Genomic DNA, 17,488 nt, shown 5'->3' with positions numbered 1-17,488 from the left:
CGCGGGCCAGCGCACTGCCGAGACACCGGGAAGCGCAGGTCAGACCCCCTGTGCGGTCGCCCGCCACGGCTCCCCCGCCCTTCTCTCATCTGTCAAGACGAATCTCGCGGGCCGCCGGTTGCCCGTACGGCCCATCGCGCCCGGTTGCCCGGTCCTCCGCATGGGTGTGCGCTGGAAAGTGACAGACCGGGGCGGGGACGCGGCGACGAGGAGGTTCCGCCATGAATGCCCCCACAGCCCCCACCGCCCCCGTGCGCCACCACCGCCATCCACGGCGGCTCCCTCTCCAGCTGCATCCCTCCGCCTCCTGGGGTGTCCCAGCCGTTCTGGCGGTGCTCTACGGCGGCTGGGTGATGTTCGTGACCCACAACCAGGGCTCCACCATCCCCACGGCCGCCATCTTCGGCGTGGTGTCGGCGGCGGTGGTCGGGGCGCTCTGCTACGCCCTCGGCAGGATGACGCCAGGCCTGATGCCGGAGATCCGAGCCGTGCTCTACGGGACGGTCCTCGGCTGTGCGCTCGGCTTTCTGCACTCCGTGAGCGGAGGGTCGGTGTACCGGTCCTCGGGGATCGGGCTGGCAGCGGGGCTCGTAATGCTGGGCATGTCGTTCTACGTCTTCCACGTACGGGCGGAGCACCCTCGGGAGTAGCCCCCAGCCCCCAGCCCCCAATCCCAGCCCTCAGCCCTCAGCCCCCGGCTTAGGTCGTTGGTCCCCGCACGCTTCCGTCCCCGGTCCGTTCCGGGGCCGTCCCGCCCTCCCTAGCGTGAGGTCATGACAGACGACACGAGTGGAACTCTCGACGAAGCCCTCGAGCGACTGCATGCCTCCGGCCCCGAGCGTCACGGATGGCTCAGCAATCACGCGCCGATGGCCGTGGAGGCACTGGTGCGCCACGGACAGGGGCGCACCGTGCACCGCTGGCTGGACCGCTATCGCGAAAAGCTGGAGGAGATGCCGCGCTCGTACGCCGCGATCACCGAGGGGAACTGGCACGAGGCGCTCGGCGATCCACGCCGGCTCGCCGACTGGCCCGCCTACTTCGACCGGGAACTCGCCGACCACCCCTGGCAGGACGTGCTCGCCGTGTGGTGGCCGCGGCTGCTGCCGGGCATCGCCGGCGGCGCGACGCATCCGGTGATCCGCGTCGGCCACGCCGTACGGACCCTGCTGGACGACCCGGGCACGACGGCCGCTCCCCGCACCGCCGAGCTGGCCCACGCCCTCGGCTACTGGGCCGCCCGCCACGCCCCGCTGCCGCCGCTCCGACAGCAGCCGGGCCCCGCCTCCGGATCGGCGGCCGACGCGCTGGCCGCCGTGGAGCCGATCGCCGACCAGAGCGGTGGCATACGGGAACGGCTGGCCCGGCTCACCGCCTTCCCCACCTGGCCGCCCACCGCCCCGCAGCCCAGCCAAACGACCGACACCGGCCCCGACACCGGCCCCGGCCTCGGCAGCCTCGCCGACCAGCCCGAGGAGGCGCGCCGACGGCTGACCGAGCTCGTACGGGCCGCGACACACCGCTACGCCACCCACGGCCACGGCGAACCGATCATGCTGGTCCACGCCGCGACCGCGCCCAACGCCGTCCTGCGCGCCCTGCCCGCGCTGCCGCGCGAGCTGTGGGCGCCGAGCCTGGACGCGGCATGGGCGGCGAGCGCCGCGGTCACGGCGGTGTACGCGCCACGAGAGCCGCTCCCGGCCGACCGGCTGCCTTCCGTGGACGCGGACGGCGTCACCCCCGAGGAGGTCTTCGCCCACGCCGCCGCGCACGGTGATGAGCACGCCATCAAGCTGACCGACACCGCCCTCGACGTCGCCCGAGGTACGGACCCGACAGCCCTGGCCGCCGCACTGCACGCCTGCGCGATGATCGACCCGGTGCTCTGACAAGAGCCCCAGCCGGGCCGTACCCGCTCAGCCACACCCACTGAGCCACACCCCACTGAGCCACAGCCCACTGAGCCGCCCCCGCCCCGCTCCCCCTCGCCCCTCACCCTCACTCACCCCTCACCCCTCACCCCTCACCCCTCACCCGAACTGCAACGACCGCTTCGCCAGCCCCATCCAGAACCCGTCGATCACACTCCGCTGGCCGCGCAGCTCCGCCTCCGCCGCGCCCAGCGTGACGAACAGCGGCGCGAAGTGTTCGGTACGCGGATGGGCGAGCCCCGCCGCCGGGGCCGTGTGCTCGAAGTCCAGCAGCGCGTCGATGTCCTGGGCGTCCAGCGCCCGCTGCCCCCAGTCGTCGAACTCGGCCGACCAACTGGGCGGCATCGGGCCTATCTGCCGTAGCGCGGCCAGGTTGTGAGTGAAGAAGCCGCTGCCGACGATCAGGACGCCCTCGTCCCGCAGCGGCGCCAGCTTCCGGCCTATCTCCATCAGCTTCCGCGGGTCGAGGGTCGGCATCGAGACCTGGAGAACCGGGATGTCGGCCTCCGGATACATCTCGACCAGGGGCACATACGCCCCGTGGTCCAGCCCCCGGTCGGGGATGTCCTGCACCGGAGTACCCGCCGTGCGCAGCGTCTTGCGGATCCGCTCGGCGAGCTCGGGGGCGCCCGGCGCGGCGTACCGCACCTGGTAATAGTGCTGAGGGAAGCCCCAGAAGTCATAGACCAGAGGCACCTGTTGGGTGGCGCCGATCGCCAGGGGCGCCTCTTCCCAGTGAGCGGAGATCATGAGAATGGCGGTGGGCCGGGGCAGACCGGCGGCCCAGACGGCGAGCTGTCCCGGCCAGACCGGATCGTCGGCGAGCGGCGGAGCACCATGGCTGAGGTAGAGCGCGGGCATGCGCCCGTCGAGCGCGGACATGAGGACTCCTCGTCAGTCGACAGAGCTCGCCAAGATGCTTGAAGTCTCAAGCATACAGTTATCACTGTAGCGCACAGTTATTTAAGATTCAAAGAGAATTCCCTAGAATGGACGCGTGGACGACGCCATGAAAACCCCCCCAGACGCCGACGAGCCGCGTTGGCTGACCGAAGACGAACAGCGCAGCTGGCAGGCGTATGTCCAGGCGAACATGCTCCTGGAGGACCATCTCGACCGCCAGTTGCAGCGCGACGCGGGCATGCCCCACGTCTACTACGGCCTGCTGGTGAAGCTCTCCTGGGCACCGCGCCACCGGATGCGGATGACCGAACTGGCCGAGGCCGCAAAGATCACCCGCTCCCGGCTGTCCCATGCCGTCGCGCGCATGGAGAAGGACGGCTGGGTTCGGCGCGAGGACTGCCCCGACGACAAGCGCGGACAGAACGCGGTCCTGACCGACAAGGGGCTCAAGGTGCTGCAGGACACCGCCCCCGGCCATGTCACCGCCGTACGGACTGCCATCTTCGACCGGCTCACCCCCGAGCAGGTCGAGCAGTTCGGCGCCGTATGCCAGATCATCGCGGACGGCCTCCAGCCGGCGGGCGCCGACCTCCCCTGGCTGCGCTGACCCAAGCCCTGAAGCCCCGGAACCCTGAAGCCCTGAGGCCTGGAACCCTGAAGCCTTGGAACCCTGAAGTCCTAAAGTCCTGAACCCCTGAAGCCCCGAACCCCTCAAACGACGCGCGAAGGCCCCGCTCCTCCTCGAATCTTGAGGAGGAGCGGGGCCTTCGCCTGACACAGGTCCGCCCAGGAACGACAGCCCAACGGGCAGGTCTCAGCGCATCAGTGCGCCATCACCGGAACAGCGTCCTCCGCCGCACCGTCACCGGAGCCGGCGACCGCGCCGCCGCCCTCCGGCTGTCCGGCGTTGATGAACGTGATGGCGATGACCGCGGCCAGCACCAGGATGCCGACCGCCCACCAGATGGCGGCGGAGTAGCCGTGCACCATCGACTGCAGCTGCAGTGCCGTGCGGGAAGGGGCCCCCGCCGCATGCGACTTCGCGTACTCGGTGGTGGCGCTCGCCGCGATCGTGTTCAGCAGCGCGGTGCCGATGGCGCCGCCGACCTGCTGCGAGGTGTTGACCATCGCCGAGGCGACACCCGCGTCACGCGGCTCGACACCATGCGTGGCCAGGCTCATCGCCGGCATGAAGGCGGTACCCATGCCGAGGCCGAGCAGCAGGAACCCGGGCAGGATCAGCGCCGGGTACGAGGTGTCCAGATCGATCTGGGTCAGCAGCAGCATGCCGACCGAGGCGACCAGGAAGCCCGGCCCCATCAGCAGCCGCGCCGGGACGCGGGTCATCAGCCGGGCGCCGATCTGCGTCGAGCCGGTGATCATGCCCGCGACCATCGGCAGGAAGGCGAAGCCGGTCTTGACCGGGCTGTACCCCTTCACGACCTGCATGTAGTAGGTGAGGAAGAGGAACAGGCCGAACATGCCGATGATGGCGAGAGCCAGCGAGGCGTAGACACCGCCGCGGTTGCGGTCGGCGACCACGCGCAGCGGCAGCAGCGGCGCCTTCACCCGCGACTCGACGATCACGAAGGCCAGCAGCAGCACGGCCGCGGCGACGAACAGGCCGATGGTCGGGCCCGCGGACCAGCCGTCGGACTCGGCGCGGGTGAAGCCGTAGACCAGCGAGACCAGACCGGTGGTGGCCAGGATCACGCCGGGGATGTCCAGCCGGGACGAGTTGTGGCTCTCCACCGGCTCGCGGATCACGGCGACCGCGCCGATCGCGGCGACGATGGCGAACGGGATGTTCACGAAGAAGGTCCAGCGCCAGTCCATGTACTCGGTGAGCACACCACCGAGGATCAGACCGACGGCGCCACCACCACCGGCGATGGCACCGAAGACACCGAACGCCTTGGCGCGCTCCTTGGGGTCGGTGAACATCACCGCGAGCAGCGAGAGCGCGGAGGGGGCGAGCAGCGCGCCGAACACACCCTGCAGGGCACGGGCGCCCAGCAGCATGCCGGTGTTCAGCGCGGCACCGCCGACGGCCGAGGCGGCGGCGAAGCCGATCAGACCGACGATGAAGGTCTGCTTGCGTCCCCACAGGTCGGCGATCCGGCCGCCGAACAGCAGCAGTCCGCCGAAGGCGAGGGCGTAGGCGGTGATGACCCACTGCCGGTTGCCGTCGGAGATGCCGAGATCGGCCTGGGCGCTGGGCAGCGCGATGTTCACGATGGTCGCGTCGAGCACGACCATCAGCTGGGCGAGGGCGATGAATATCAGCGCTTTCCAGCGCCGGGGATCGACGAATTGAGCCGTTTCGGGCATGGGTGGTCCTACCTAGCGGTGCGGAGAGTGAGAAATGGGACGTAAGGGGCCGGTCGAGGTCAGACCGGCACAGGCCGTTGGGTAAGAGGTAGCGAGAGGCGACGACGCACGTAAGGAAGACGTGTGAACGTGCGCGGAATAAGCGGTGCTCCGGGATCGGCCGGGTGCGATTTAGGTCACTGTCACGGCCGGTGCTGCAGATCCTCCAAGGTCACGGACTTTCCGGGTAGTTCCGAGCGCGCCGGGGTGTGCAGCCCGTCCAGGAACAGCTGCAGATGCCGGTGCACAAAGGGCTCGAAGTCCACACAGTCGCTGCCGGGCAGCGGCCGGGTGAGCTGATTGAGCGCGACCATCAGGTCACCGACGCCGATGTCGGTGCGCAGTTTGCCGTCGGCTTTCGCGGCCCCCATCAGGGCTTCGACACCGTCCGCCAGACGGTCGCGGGTGGCGATGAGATCAGGGTGCTCCTTGTCGAGGCCGTCGGAGAGCAGCAGGCACAGCGCGCCGATGTGCTCGTCCGCCGCGGCGTGAACGAAGCGCCGCAGCGCCGAGAAGGTGTCGGTCTCCTCGGCCAGGGCGGATTCGGCCTGGTCGGCGACACGGGACATCACCGAGAGCGCCACATGGTGGATCAGCTCACGGCGGTCCGTGAAGTGCCGGTAGATCGTGGCATTGCCGACCCCCGCCCGTCGAGCGATTTCATCGAGGGGGATATGCGCCCCGCACTCGACGATCACCTCTCGGGCGGCCGCGACAATGCGCTCCCGGTTACGCAGGGCGTCCGCGCGCAGCCGGGGCTGTGCGGACTTCGCGGTCATCGTGTCGGCGGCCATGACAGCACTCCCTTCTGCGTACGGCTTCCACGCGTACGGTTCTCCGGTGGCCGGTGCTCCGGTGCTCCGGTGCTCCGGTGGCCGGTGCCCCGGCGGCCGGTGCTCCGGCGGCTTGACGGCGGCGCCGCGCCCCGGCCTTGACGTTCGAGCTTCAACTTTTCCGGGGAGTGAGTCCCCGTTTCTGCGTTCACTCGGTTAAACGGGGAAAGAGTCCCCGGAATTTCTGCGTCCGCAGGTGACCTGCCTCACACCCGCCCGGCGCCCCCGCCGCCCGGACGGAGCAGGCCATTCCACCGTTCGGCTCCACCCCACGGGCGTCCCGGTCCGCGCCGCCACACCGTGGTCGGCAATGGACCAGACGCATGGGACCACCCGCCCCCGCATACGAATACGCCGACCTCGCAGAGGCAGCGCGTTCGCCGCCGCCGCCGTGCTCACGGTGGCGGTGGTCGCCCCGGCGGCGGCCCCGCGTCCCGAGCCCCCCGCACCCCCCGAGCTGGCCCCGGCGCCCTCCGCGCGCCCGGCCTTCGGCTCGCTCGCACCCTGCGCCCTCGCCTCAGGACCCGGGCTCCAGATGGCCGAGGGCATACCCACCGGCCGCGGCTACAGCCGCAGCACCGGCACCGTCCACGCCCTCAACCTCATGATCGACTTCCCCGATGTCCGCGGCCAGGGCACCGCCCGCCAGCGCTTCGAGGAGTTCTTCCCCCAGACCTCCCGGTGGTTCGCGCAGAGCTCGTACGGGCGGCTGGACTACCGCCCCGAGATGCCGATCACCCACTGGCTGCGGATGCCGCGCCCGTTCCGCGCGTACGGCATCAAGCGCGGCAGCCCCTTCGACCCGGGCTATCGCAAACTCGTCGCCGACATCGCCAAGTCCGCCGACCCCAAGGTCGACTTCCGCCGCTACGACCTGGTGAACGTCCTGGTCACCCCGAACGCCGGGCCGCCGGCCGCGCATGCCGTGCTGTCCGTCACCTACGCCGACAACCAGCACGCCCCGACCGCCGACGGCGTCCCGCTGGCCAATGTCTCCTTCGTCTACAGCCGCCAGGACGACGGCTCCGGCTCGCTGCGCCGCACCGGCTTCCGCGTTCTGCCCCATGAGAACGGCCATGTCTTCGGGCTGCCCGACCTCTATACCCACGGCGGCGGCGACAAGGCGGGCCACTGGGATGTGATGTCCGAGGACTGGGGGCCCGGCAACGACCTGCTGGCCTGGCACAAGTGGAAGCTGGGCTGGCTCGGCCCCCGGCAGATCGCGTGCGCCGCCCGCTCCGGGGTCTTCGCCCACACCCTGTCCCCACTGAGCCGCACGGAGGGGACCAAGCTGGTCTTCGTCCCCGTCTCGCCGTCCACCGGCTACGCGATCGAGGCGCGGGCGACCGGCGGCAACGACGAGGCCATATGCAAGCCCGGGGTACTGATCTCCTGGGTGGACACCGGTGTCGACTCCGGCGGCGGCCCCGTCACCATCGTGGACTCCACCCCCCACGGCCGCGGCTGTACCCGGGAGCGCAATGTCCACCCCGCACTCAGCGACGCGGCCTACGCGCCCGGCGAGACCTTCGACACCGCGGCGAACGGCGTTCGGATACGCGTCCGGGTCACCGGCCGGGACGCGGCCGGCGACTACGGCGTAGAGATCACGCGTCGTGCCAGTGGCGGCGCCCGAGGCTGATCAGCAGCAGCTGTTTGCGCGCCGTGGCGGCCACCCGCCGCTCGTCCGCGGCCTCGGGGTGATCGGCCTGCGCCTCCAGGAACGCCGTCGCCGTCATCACCATGTGGTCCACATACATCTCCGCAAGCATCCGGACATCTTCCGGTGGCCAGGATTCCGCCGGGAGCTGCGGGCGGAAGGCGATGGCCACCTCGTCCGCGAATCGGTCCAGCTCGGCGGCTATGGCCTGGCGCACCGGGCGCACCCCGCCATGCCGCTCACGTGCGATGAAGCGGATGTGCGCGGGGTAGCGGCGGACATGCTCGGCGACCGCGTCGACGGTGGCCTCGATCCGCTCCTCGTCGCCCTCCTGACCGGCGAGGATGGCGCCGATCATGTGGTGCAGGCTGCCCAGGCACTCCTCGACCAGCGCGACTCCGAGATCGCTCAGATCCCGGAAGTGCCGGTAGAACGCGGCCGGCGCCACCCCCACCGCCCGTGTGACCTCGCGCAGCCCCAAGCTGCTCAGGCTCTGGTCCTCCAGCAGCCCCAACGCGGCGTCCATCAGGGCGCGCCGGGTCTTCTCCTTTTGGGCCTGCCGGACCCCGGACGTGTGACTCATATCATTCAGTAAACAGCCGTTCGCTGAATTTTTCCAGGGTTCGGCGGGGTACTCTAGATCTCAGTGAACAGTTGTGATCCCAACTGTTCACCGAACAACTACCACCCGCACGCCAACCGCATCCGGATCGTCACTTCGAGAGAGGCACACATGCTCTTCATCGTCGCGGCACTCGCCCTGATGGGAGTTCTTCTGGGGGCGGCGGCGCACACTCCGCTCCCCCTGTTCCTCGCCGCCGCGGGCGCCATCGGCGCCTGGCTGCTGATCTTCTTCATCCGCGAACGCACCGGGCACAAGGGGAGCTGAGACCCATGGCACTCACCGCACCGTCCCGCACCTCCCCGGTCCGGGCGCGCCGGGACGCCGACGGCATGGCCGTCGCCTCCTTCGTGCTCGGTCTGATCGGTCTGCTGCTGTTCAACGCGGTCTTCGGGCCCTGCGCGATCGTCCTCGGGACGCTCGCCATCGCCCGGGACACCCGCCGCAGGGGCCGGGCGCTGCTCGGACTCACCCTCGGCATCGCCGATGTGGTCCTGCTGATCGTCCTGCTGACGCTGAACCACTCCGTCTTCTGGCAGTTCGGCGGCTGACCCGCCCGGCGGCCCACCGCAGCACACCTCCCCGCGCGGCCCTTCCACCCAGTGGAAGGGCCGTTGCCCGTACGTGACGGGCGTCACCACGCTGGCACGCATGACCGCCTTCGTGAAGAACCAGTGGTACGTCGCCGCCTACGGCCGCGAAATCGGCCGCGAGCTGCTGGGGCGCACCATCCTCGACGAGCCCATCGCCTTCTACCGCACCGAGTCCGACGACAAGGTCATCGCGCTCGCCGACCGCTGTGTGCACCGCCGCTATCCGCTCACCGCCGGCCGTCTCGACGGCGACACGGTCGTCTGCGGCTACCACGGCTTCACCTACGACACCGGCGGCACCTGCGTGTTCGTACCGGGCCAGAAGCGCGTCCCGCGCACCGCCCGGGTCCGCTCCTACCCCGTCGTCGAGCAGGACTCGCTGGTGTGGGTGTGGATCGGGGACCCGGCGCTCGCCGACCCCGGCGCAGTGCCGCGCGCCCCCTGGCTGGCCGGTCCGCGCTGGACGACGGTGGGCGGCATGGAGCCGATCGACGCCGACTACGGCCTGCTCGTGGACAATCTGCTGGACCTCTCCCACGAGACGTATCTGCACGGCGGTTACATCGGCACCCCCGAGGTCGCCGAGACCCCGATCACCACGGAGGTCGACGAGGGCGCGGGCGTCGTCCGGGTCAGCCGGCACATGGACGACGCCGAATGCCCGCCCTTCTACGCCCGCTCCACCGGCATCGAGGGCCGCATCACCCGCTGGCAGGACATCGAGTACCACGCGCCCTGTCTGTATCTGCTGCACAGCCGGATCGCCCCGGTCGGGGTACTGCCGGAGCCGGACGGCTCCGATCCGAACGCCTTCCATGTGGAGATCACCTACGCCATCACCCCGTCCACCGACCGCCATGTGTACGACTTCTGGGCCGTCTCACGGGACTTCGCGCAGGACGACGAGGAGGTGTCCACCTTCCTCCACGACCTCAACCGGACCGTGGTGCTCCAGGACGTGGCGGCGCTGAACGTGCTCCAGAAGGCGCTGGACACCGAGCGCGAGGGCTACCAGGAGCTCAGCATCAACATCGACACCGGCGGACTGGCCGCGCGCCGCATCCTCGCCCGCCTCGCCGCCGAAGGGGAGAAGACCGCGCCCGTGGTGGCTGCGAAATGAGGCGCGAGCAGCGCGCAGCGCCTCCATTGAGGGTGGCGGCGGGCGACGAGTGGGCGGCGGGCGACGGGTGGGCGGCAGGCGACGGGTGGGCGAGCGGCACGCCCACGGCCGAGGTGTACCGGATCGACTGGCTGCCCGGCACCGATGTGCTGCACGGGGTCTGCCACTGCGGCGCCGAGCGCACCGCGGAGGACCCGGTCAAGCTGTGGCAGTGGATGCTCGCCCATCCCAGCGGCCACCGTCCCGGCGGAGACCATCCCGCCGGAGACCACCCCGCCGGAGACCACCCCGCCGGAAACCACCCGGCCGGAAGCCACTCCACCGGAAACCACCTCGCCGGTCCCGCCGAGTACCGGCCCACCGGCCACCGTGAGGAGCCCCGTTCATGAACCCCGGCGGCGAGTACGAGGACACCCTGCTCGTGGCCCGCAGGGAGGAGGTGGCCCCGGACGTGGTGGCGCTGACGCTGCGCCACCCGGCGGGCCGCGACCTCCCCGCCTGGGAGCCCGGCGCCCATCTCGACCTCCTCCTCGACACGGGCCCGACCCGGCAGTACTCGCTGTGCGGCGACCCCGCCGACCGCGCCTCCTGGCGGATCGCGGTACTCCGCGCCCCCGCCGGACGCGGCGGCTCCGCCCATGTGCACGACACCCTCACCGAGGGCAGCACGGTGCGGGTGCGCGGGCCGCGCAACCACTTCGCGCTGCGCCCGGCGGCCCGCTATCTGTTCATCGCGGGCGGCATCGGCATCACGCCTCTCCTCCCCATGACGGCCGCCGCCGAGGCCGCGGGCGCCGACTGGCGGCTGCTCTACGGCGGACGCACCCGTGCCTCGATGGCCTTCGCGGACGAGCTCGCCGACCGTCACGGCGACAAGGTGCGCCTGGTGCCGCAGGACGAGGAGGGCCTGCTCGACCTCGCGCCATATCTGACCGCGCCGCATCTCACCGCCCCGTATCTCACCGCGCCGCACCTCACCGCCCCGGCCGGTCCCGGCACCCTGGTCTACTGCTGCGGCCCCGAGCCGCTGCTCCAGGCCGCCGAGGAGGCGTGCCGCGACTGGCCGGAGGGGTCCCTGCGCACCGAGCGGTTCCAGCCCCGTACGGACGGCGCGGACACCGAATCGGAAAGCCGGGCCTTCGAGTTGGTGCTCACCCGCTCCGGACTGACCCTCACCGTGGAGCCGGAGCGCAGCGTGCTGCGCACGGTCGAGGCGGCGGGGGTACCGGTTTTGTACTCATGCGAAGAGGGCACCTGTGGGACGTGTGAGACGGACGTCCTCGAGGGGGAGGTGGACCACCACGACTCCGTGCTCACCGACGAGGAGCGGGCCTCGGGCGAGACGATGATGATCTGCGTCTCACGCTGCAGTGGCCCGCGATTGGTGCTGGACCTGTGAATCCGCCCTGAACGGCCGTATGAGCCCCTCGATGTGAGGTTCGGAACGACCCCACCCACTGGACAAACAGGTTGGTTAGGCTAACCTAACTACGTCCTCGGGTCGCCGTCCCGTGACCACGTACCCCGTATGCATCGAGAGAGAGCACCACATGCGCCAGGCCAGAGCACTCCCCCTCTCCCGCCGCGGTCTGCTCACCGCGGGCGGCGCCCTCGGACTCGGAGCCCTGGTCACCGCCTGCGGGGACAACGGCGGTTCGGGCTCCGGCGGCGACGACGGCGGCGGCTCCTGGTCGTTCACCGATGACCGCAAGAAGAAGATCAGCCTCGACAGCCGGCCACAGCACATCGTCGCCTATATCGCCGCGGCGGCCGCGCTCTACGACTTCGGCATCGAGAAGCAGATCACGGGCGTCTTCGGCCCGACCACGCTGAAGAACGGCAAGCGGGACGTCCAGGCGGGCGACTTCCCCGTCGACCAGGCCACGTCCCTGGGCAACACCTGGGGGCAGTTCAACGTCGAGAAGTACGCCTCGCTCAACCCCGATCTGCTGATCACCAACATGTACGACCCGGGCGCGCTCTTCTACATCCCGGACGACAGCAAGCAGAAGATCCTGCAGCTGGCCCCCAGCGCCGCCATCACCACCGGCCGGATCTCCATGCTCGAGCCCATCAAGCGCTACGCCGCACTGGCCGAGGCGCTCGGCGCCGATCTGAAGGCCAAGAAGGTCACCGACGCCAAGGCGCGGTTCGAGAAGGCCGCCGAGACTCTGCGTAAAACCGTCAAATCGCACAAGATCAAGGTCATGGCCTGCTCCGCCAGCGCCGATCTCTTCTATGTCTCCAACCCGAGGATCAGTGCCGACCTGATCTACTTCAGCGAGCTCGGCGTCGACTTCGTCGTCCCCGAAAAGCCCGACAAGGGCGGCTACTTCGAGAGCCTCAGCTGGGAGAACGCCGACAAGTACGACGCCGATGTGCTCTTCCTCGACAACCGCACCGCGACCCTCCAGCCCAAGGACCTGACCTCCAAGCCGACCTGGTCCAAGCTGGCCGCGGTCAAGGCCGGTCAGCTCACCCCCTGGAGCAGCGAGCCGCGCTTCTCGTACGCCGGCGCCGCCCCGCTCGTCGAATCCCTCACCAAGGCCATCCAGGACGCGAAGAAGGTCAGCTGACGGTCAGTCGACCGGCTGGCCCCGGCCTCCCCACGGCAAGCGAAGGGAAGACCCCCCTCCCATGACCACCGCAGCCATCAAAACCGCCACCACCACCGCCGTCCCGTTCCGGTTCTTCGACGCGCGGGTCGTACGGACCCGCTCGCTCGGACCGTCCATGGCGCGGATCACCTTCGGCGGCACCTGTCTGAAGGACTTCATCAGCGGAGGCCGCGACCAGCGCTTCAAACTCTTCCTGCCGCACCCCGGCCAGACCGCCCCGGTGGTGCCGGTCGAGGCCGGGGAGGGCTGGTTCACCACCTGGCGGGCGATGGACCCGGCCGAACGCGGCATCATGCGCTCGTACACGGTGCGCCAACAGCGCCGCGACCCCGACGAGATCGACGTGGACTTCGCGCTCCACCACGACAGCGGCCCCGCCGCCCGCTGGGCCGCACGCGCCGAGGCCGGCGACCGCGTCACCCTGCTGGGCCCGGTCCTGGAGGACAACGGCGGGGTGGACTTCCGGCCGCCGTCCAGGACCGACTGGGTGCTGATCACCGGCGACGAGACCGCCCTGCCCGCCATCGCGGGCATCCTCGAATGGCTGCCCGCCGACTTCCCCGTCAAGGTGTGGCTCGAGGTCCAGCACGCCGAGGACATCCAGGAGCTGCGCACCGAGGCGAAAGCCGAGATCACCTGGCTGGTCCGGGACGCCGTGGCCCCCGGCACCCCGCGCTCCGCCCTGCTGCTGGACGCGGTGGGCGCCACCGAGCTGCCCCACGGCACGCCGTACGCCTGGATCGCGGGCGAGGCGGGAACGGTCAAGGCGCTGCGCCGCCACCTGGTGCGCGAGCGCGGCTTCGACCGTAAGGCCGTCACCTTCACCGGCTACTGGCGCCTGGGCGCCTGTGAGGAGCAGCTCGTCGAGGAGGCCGTGTCGGGCACCGGCCCCGCGACCGACGACTGACCCCGTCGCCGTACCCGCTCTCCATCCCCACAGCCCCGGCCCACAGCTGCCCCCCACACACGCACACACAACCGCGTCGCACAACTGAATCCATCCGAAGGACCGCAGAGGACCGACCGCTGGACACCGGCCGGCCGACCGCTCGGCGCGCCCCCACGCGCCCCGCCGCCACGTCCAGCGCTCCCGCACGCCCATCAGGCCGTCAGGCCATCAGGCCATCAGGCCGTGGGCCGCCCTCCCCCACCCAGCCGCATGCCCGCGCCGTCCGCACGCCCGCATGCTCGTTTCCAGAAGGGACAGAACGTGAGTTTCCTCGCGCAGACCGCTGAGGACCCGTCGCCGGAGCCGATACCCGGGGCGGCGGATGGCAGGGCCCACCTCTTCAACGGCCGTACGGCGGAACGCTATCGGCGCTCCGTGACCGACGGCGTCGGACTGGTGGCCGCCACCGTCGCCCGCGCCGAGCGCCCCTTCACCGGCGTCACCCCCGCCGAACTCGCCCCCGAGATCTCCGGAATCGACCTGGAGCGCCCGCTCGGCGATCCGGACGCCGCGCTCAAGGAGCTGGAGAGCGTCTACCTCAAGGACGCCGTCTACTTCCACCACCCGCGCTACCTGGCCCATCTCAACTGCCCCGTCGTGATCCCCGCACTGCTGGGCGAGGCCGTCCTCTCCGCCGTCAACTCCTCGCTCGACACCTGGGACCAGAGCGCCGGCGGCACCCTGATCGAGCGCCGGCTGATCGACTGGACCGCCGAGCGCATCGGCCTCGGCGAGGCCGCGGACGGCATCTTCACCAGCGGCGGCACCCAGTCCAATCTCCAGGCGATGCTGCTGGCCCGCGACGAGGCGTGCACCCTGGTCGAGAAGGAGGCCACCGCCGCCGGCGAGCCGATCGCCAAATCCGCGATCCTGCCCCGGCTGCGCATCCTCACCTCCCAGGTCAGCCACTTCTCCATCCAGAAGGCCGCCGCCATCCTGGGGCTCGGCTACGAGGCCGTCATCCCGGTCCCCTGCGACCAGGACCGCCGGATGCGGACCGTCTCCCTCGCCCATGAGCTGAACCGCTGCCGCCGTGAGGGCCTGATCGTCATGGCCGTCGTGGCCACCGCGGGCACCACCGACTTCGGCTCCATCGACCCGCTGCCCGAGATCGCCGAGCTGTGCGACCGGCACGGCACCTGGCTGCACGTGGACGCCGCGTACGGCTGCGGACTGCTGGCCTCCCCGACCCGCCGCCACCTGCTGGACGGCATCGAGCGCGCCGACTCGGTGACCGTGGACTACCACAAGTCCTTCTTCCAGCCGGTCAGCTCCAGCGCCGTCCTGGTCCGCGACCGCGCCACGCTGAGCCACGCCACGTACCACGCGGACTATCTCAACCCCGAGCGCAGCGCCCGGAAGCTGATCCCCAACCAGGTGGACAAGTCCATCCAGACCACCCGCCGCTTCGACGCGCTCAAGCTCTGGCTGACGCTGCGGATCATGGGCGCGGACGCCGTCGGGACGCTCTTCGACGAGGTGGTGGAGCGGGCCGCCGAGGCATGGGCCCTGCTGGACACCGACCCGCGCTACGAGGTGGTCACCGAGCCCCAGCTGTCCACGCTGGTCTTCCGCTACGTACCGCCGTCCGACGGGCCGTGCGACCCCGACCTCGTCGACCGCGCCAATCTGCACGCCCGGGAGGCGCTGGCCGCCTCCGGCGCGGCGGTCGTCGCCGGGACCGTCGTCGACGGCCGTCACCACCTCAAGTTCACCCTGCTCAACCCGGAGACCTCGCTGAGCGACATCGCGTATGTCCTGGACCTGCTGGCCGAACACGCCGGTCAGTACCTGGCCCTCCACATCGAGCCCGAGTTCAGCGGCCCCCGCCACTCGCGCGCCAGCTGAGTCCCTTCACCCCGCCGGAGACCCTCGTGCCCACCCCGCACACCTACGACTTCATCGCGGTCGGGCTCGGCCCCTACAACCTGGGCCTTGCCTGCCTCACCGAGCCGATCGACGAACTCGACGGACTGTTCCTGGAGAGCAAGCCCGACTTCGACTGGCATCCGGGCATGCTGCTGGACGGCGTCACCCTCCAGACCCCGTTCATGGCCGACCTGGTGACCCTGGCCGACCCCACCTCCCCGTACTCCTTCCTCAACTACCTCAAGGAATCGGGACGGCTGTACTCCTTCTACATCCGCGAGATCTTCTATCCGCTGCGCGCCGAGTACAACGACTACTGCCGCTGGGCCGCCGCGAAGCTCCCCTCCGTCCGCTTCGGCCACCAGGTGACGAGCGTCGAGTACGACGAGGCCGACGGCCTCTACACGGTGCGCGCCCTGCGTCCCGCAAGCGGCGAGACCACCACCCACCGCGCCCGCCGCCTGGTGCTGGGCACCGGCACCCCGCCGTACCTGCCCGAGGTGTGCCGGGGCCTCGGCGGCGATCTGCTGCACAACACGGACTATCTGGAGAACAAGCAGGCGCTGCAGTCCAAGGAGTCCATCACCGTCGTCGGCAGCGGCCAGAGCGCCGCCGAGATCTACCAGGACCTGCTCGCCGACATCGACACCTGCGGCTACCGGCTGAACTGGGTGACCCGCTCCCCGCGCTTCTTCCCGCTGGAGTACACCAAACTCACCCTGGAGATGACCTCGCCCGAGTACGTGGACTACTTCCACGCGCTCCCCGAGGACACCCGCTACCGGCTGGAGGCTGAGCAGAAGGGCCTGTTCAAGGGGATCGACGCCGACCTCATCAACGGCATCTTCGACCTCCTGTACCAGAAGAGCGTGACCGGCCCGGTGCCCACCCGGCTGCTGACCAACACCGCGCTCACCGACGCGGCGTACGACGAGCAGTCCGCGACGTACACCCTCGGGCTGCGCCATACCGAGCAGGAGCGGGACTTCTCGCTCACCACCCAGGGGCTCGTCCTGGCCACCGGCTACCGCTACCAGATGCCCGCCTTCCTGGACCCGGTGCGCGACCGCATCCGCTGGGACCGCCACGGCCGCTTCGACGTCGCCCGCAACTACAGCATCGACACCACCGGGCGCGGCATCTTCCTCCAGAACGGCGCCACCCACGCCCACAGCCTGACCTCCCCGGACCTGGGCATGGGCCCGTACCGCAACGCGTGGATCATCCGTGAGCTGCTGGGGCGGGAGCACTATCCGGTGGAGAAGTCCATCGCCTTCCAGGAGTTCGGCGCACCGGAAGGAGCCGTGTCATGACGCCTCCGCCGATCTTCGAGCACAAGGACGCGCGCCTGGGCACCTTCGCCCTGCGCGCCCTGGACCCGGCGGCCGACGCCGCGCTGCTGCACGGCTGGGTGACCCACCCCAAGGCGTCCTACTGGATGATGCAGGAGGCGGACGAGGCGGAGGTCACCGCCGAGTACCGCAGGATCCACGAGCATCCGCACCACGAGGCGTTCATCGGCCTGCACGAGGGACGCCCGGCGTTCCTGGCCGAGCGCTACGACCCGTCGCGGGTGGAACTCGCCGGTCTCTACCCCGCCCGGCCCGGCGACGTCGGCATGCACTTCCTGTGCGCGCCGGCCGACACCCCGGTGCACGGCTTCACCCTCGCCGTGATCAACGCCGTCATGGAGTTCTGCTTCTCCGATCCGCACGTCCGGCGCGTCGTCGTGGAGCCCGATGTGCGCAACGACGCGGTGCACGCGCTCAACGCGGCCGTCGGCTTCGAGATCGTCGAGCAGATCGCCAAACCCGAGAAGGACGCCTACCTCAGCATCTGCACCCGCGAGCGGTTCGAGGCCGCGCGCACCGCACTGGCCGCCGACGCGTCCCGCACCGCCCGGACCGAACGGATCAACCGCGACGCCCGGACCGAACGGACCGAACGGACCGAACCGACCGCCCGGACCGAACCGACCGCCCGGACCGAACAGACCGCCCGGACCGACCGCGACGCCCAA

At 70.4% G+C, this 17,488-nt stretch carries 17 protein-coding genes and 1 pseudogene; 14 read left to right on the top strand and 4 right to left on the bottom strand.

The features are described 5' to 3' along the window. Positions 1–221: 221 nt before the first annotated feature. Entirely contained in the window at positions 222–650 is a 429-nt protein-coding gene (locus J2Z30_RS16815; RefSeq protein ID WP_052701408.1) for a hypothetical protein, read from the top strand. A gap of 123 nt (positions 651–773) precedes the next feature. Further along, positions 774–1,889, top strand: coding sequence for a questin oxidase family protein (locus J2Z30_RS16810; RefSeq protein ID WP_044571167.1), 1,116 nt, complete (start codon positions 774–776; stop codon positions 1,887–1,889). A 141-nt stretch (positions 1,890–2,030) separates the two neighbouring features. Here J2Z30_RS16810 and J2Z30_RS16805 read toward each other — a convergent pair whose 3' ends face one another. After that, positions 2,031–2,813 (bottom strand): dioxygenase family protein, encoded by a 783-nt coding sequence (locus J2Z30_RS16805; RefSeq protein ID WP_044571170.1) that lies wholly within the window; start codon positions 2,811–2,813, stop codon positions 2,031–2,033. Positions 2,814–2,940: 127 nt separating this feature from the next. Between J2Z30_RS16805 and J2Z30_RS16800 the strand changes: the two genes are divergently transcribed. Further along, entirely contained in the window at positions 2,941–3,441 is a 501-nt protein-coding gene (locus tag J2Z30_RS16800) for a MarR family winged helix-turn-helix transcriptional regulator (protein ID WP_044581532.1), read from the top strand. 215 nt (positions 3,442–3,656) lie between these two features. Here J2Z30_RS16800 and J2Z30_RS16795 read toward each other — a convergent pair whose 3' ends face one another. Together J2Z30_RS16795 and J2Z30_RS16790 are read right to left on the bottom strand one after the other, a co-directional pair. After that, positions 3,657–5,165, bottom strand: coding sequence for an MFS transporter (locus tag J2Z30_RS16795; protein ID WP_044571175.1), 1,509 nt, complete (start codon positions 5,163–5,165; stop codon positions 3,657–3,659). Positions 5,166–5,347: 182 nt separating this feature from the next. Then, positions 5,348–5,998, bottom strand: coding sequence for a TetR/AcrR family transcriptional regulator (locus J2Z30_RS16790; protein WP_044571178.1), 651 nt, complete (start codon positions 5,996–5,998; stop codon positions 5,348–5,350). A 349-nt stretch (positions 5,999–6,347) separates the two neighbouring features. Between J2Z30_RS16790 and J2Z30_RS16785 the strand changes: the two genes are divergently transcribed. After that, positions 6,348–7,679, top strand: a complete 1,332-nt coding sequence (locus tag J2Z30_RS16785; RefSeq protein WP_044571181.1) for a M6 family metalloprotease domain-containing protein — start codon at positions 6,348–6,350, stop codon at positions 7,677–7,679. On the opposite strand, the gene J2Z30_RS16780 is transcribed toward J2Z30_RS16785, so the two are convergent. Then, entirely contained in the window at positions 7,645–8,280 is a 636-nt protein-coding gene (locus J2Z30_RS16780; protein WP_044571184.1) for a TetR family transcriptional regulator, read from the bottom strand. The genes J2Z30_RS16785 and J2Z30_RS16780 overlap by 35 nt on opposite strands. 150 nt (positions 8,281–8,430) lie before the next feature. On the opposite strand from J2Z30_RS16780, the gene J2Z30_RS16775 reads away from it, so the two are divergent. The 10 genes and pseudogenes from J2Z30_RS16775 to J2Z30_RS16730 all read left to right on the top strand — a co-directional run. Continuing rightward, entirely contained in the window at positions 8,431–8,586 is a 156-nt protein-coding gene (locus J2Z30_RS16775; protein ID WP_014054348.1) for a hypothetical protein, read from the top strand. A gap of 5 nt (positions 8,587–8,591) precedes the next feature. After that, on the top strand, positions 8,592–8,870 hold the full coding sequence (locus J2Z30_RS16770; protein WP_020868993.1) for a DUF4190 domain-containing protein: 279 nt from the start codon (positions 8,592–8,594) through the stop codon (positions 8,868–8,870). Between the two features lie 100 nt (positions 8,871–8,970). Further along, entirely contained in the window at positions 8,971–10,032 is a 1,062-nt protein-coding gene (locus tag J2Z30_RS16765; RefSeq protein WP_044581533.1) for a Rieske 2Fe-2S domain-containing protein, read from the top strand. Further along, the gene (locus J2Z30_RS16760; protein ID WP_209468726.1) at positions 10,029–10,421 is read left to right on the top strand and encodes a hypothetical protein; all 393 of its coding nucleotides are present in this window, start codon (positions 10,029–10,031) and stop codon (positions 10,419–10,421) included. Before J2Z30_RS16765 ends, J2Z30_RS16760 begins: the two co-directional genes overlap by 4 nt. Beyond that, positions 10,418–11,431 carry a PDR/VanB family oxidoreductase gene (locus tag J2Z30_RS16755; protein ID WP_044571199.1) on the top strand — a complete coding sequence of 338 codons (1,014 nt, stop codon included), beginning with the start codon at positions 10,418–10,420 and terminating at the stop codon, positions 11,429–11,431. The genes J2Z30_RS16760 and J2Z30_RS16755 overlap by 4 nt, the downstream gene beginning before the upstream one ends. 151 nt (positions 11,432–11,582) lie before the next feature. Next, complete coding sequence (locus J2Z30_RS16750) at positions 11,583–12,608, top strand: ABC transporter substrate-binding protein (protein WP_044571202.1); 1,026 nt, start codon at positions 11,583–11,585, stop codon at positions 12,606–12,608. 61 nt (positions 12,609–12,669) lie between these two features. Beyond that, positions 12,670–13,557, top strand: coding sequence for a siderophore-interacting protein (locus J2Z30_RS16745; RefSeq protein WP_044571205.1), 888 nt, complete (start codon positions 12,670–12,672; stop codon positions 13,555–13,557). A gap of 303 nt (positions 13,558–13,860) precedes the next feature. Next, positions 13,861–15,447 (top strand): pyridoxal phosphate-dependent decarboxylase family protein, encoded by a 1,587-nt coding sequence (locus J2Z30_RS16740; RefSeq protein WP_044571209.1) that lies wholly within the window; start codon positions 13,861–13,863, stop codon positions 15,445–15,447. A 26-nt stretch (positions 15,448–15,473) separates the two neighbouring features. Next, a complete protein-coding gene (locus J2Z30_RS16735) occupies positions 15,474–16,781 on the top strand; it encodes a lysine N(6)-hydroxylase/L-ornithine N(5)-oxygenase family protein (protein WP_107073313.1) in 1,308 nt (435 codons plus the stop codon). Next, a pseudogene (locus tag J2Z30_RS16730) lies at positions 16,778–17,332 on the top strand (GNAT family N-acetyltransferase); the annotation flags it as partial. The gene J2Z30_RS16735 and the pseudogene J2Z30_RS16730, both read left to right, overlap by 4 nt. Positions 17,333–17,488 lie beyond the last annotated feature (156 nt).

Source organism: Streptomyces iranensis (genome assembly GCF_017874715.1).
GTDB lineage: Bacteria > Actinomycetota > Actinomycetes > Streptomycetales > Streptomycetaceae > Streptomyces > Streptomyces iranensis.
Note: the sequence above shows the minus strand (reverse complement) of the source record. Positions and strands in the feature narration are given on the sequence as shown.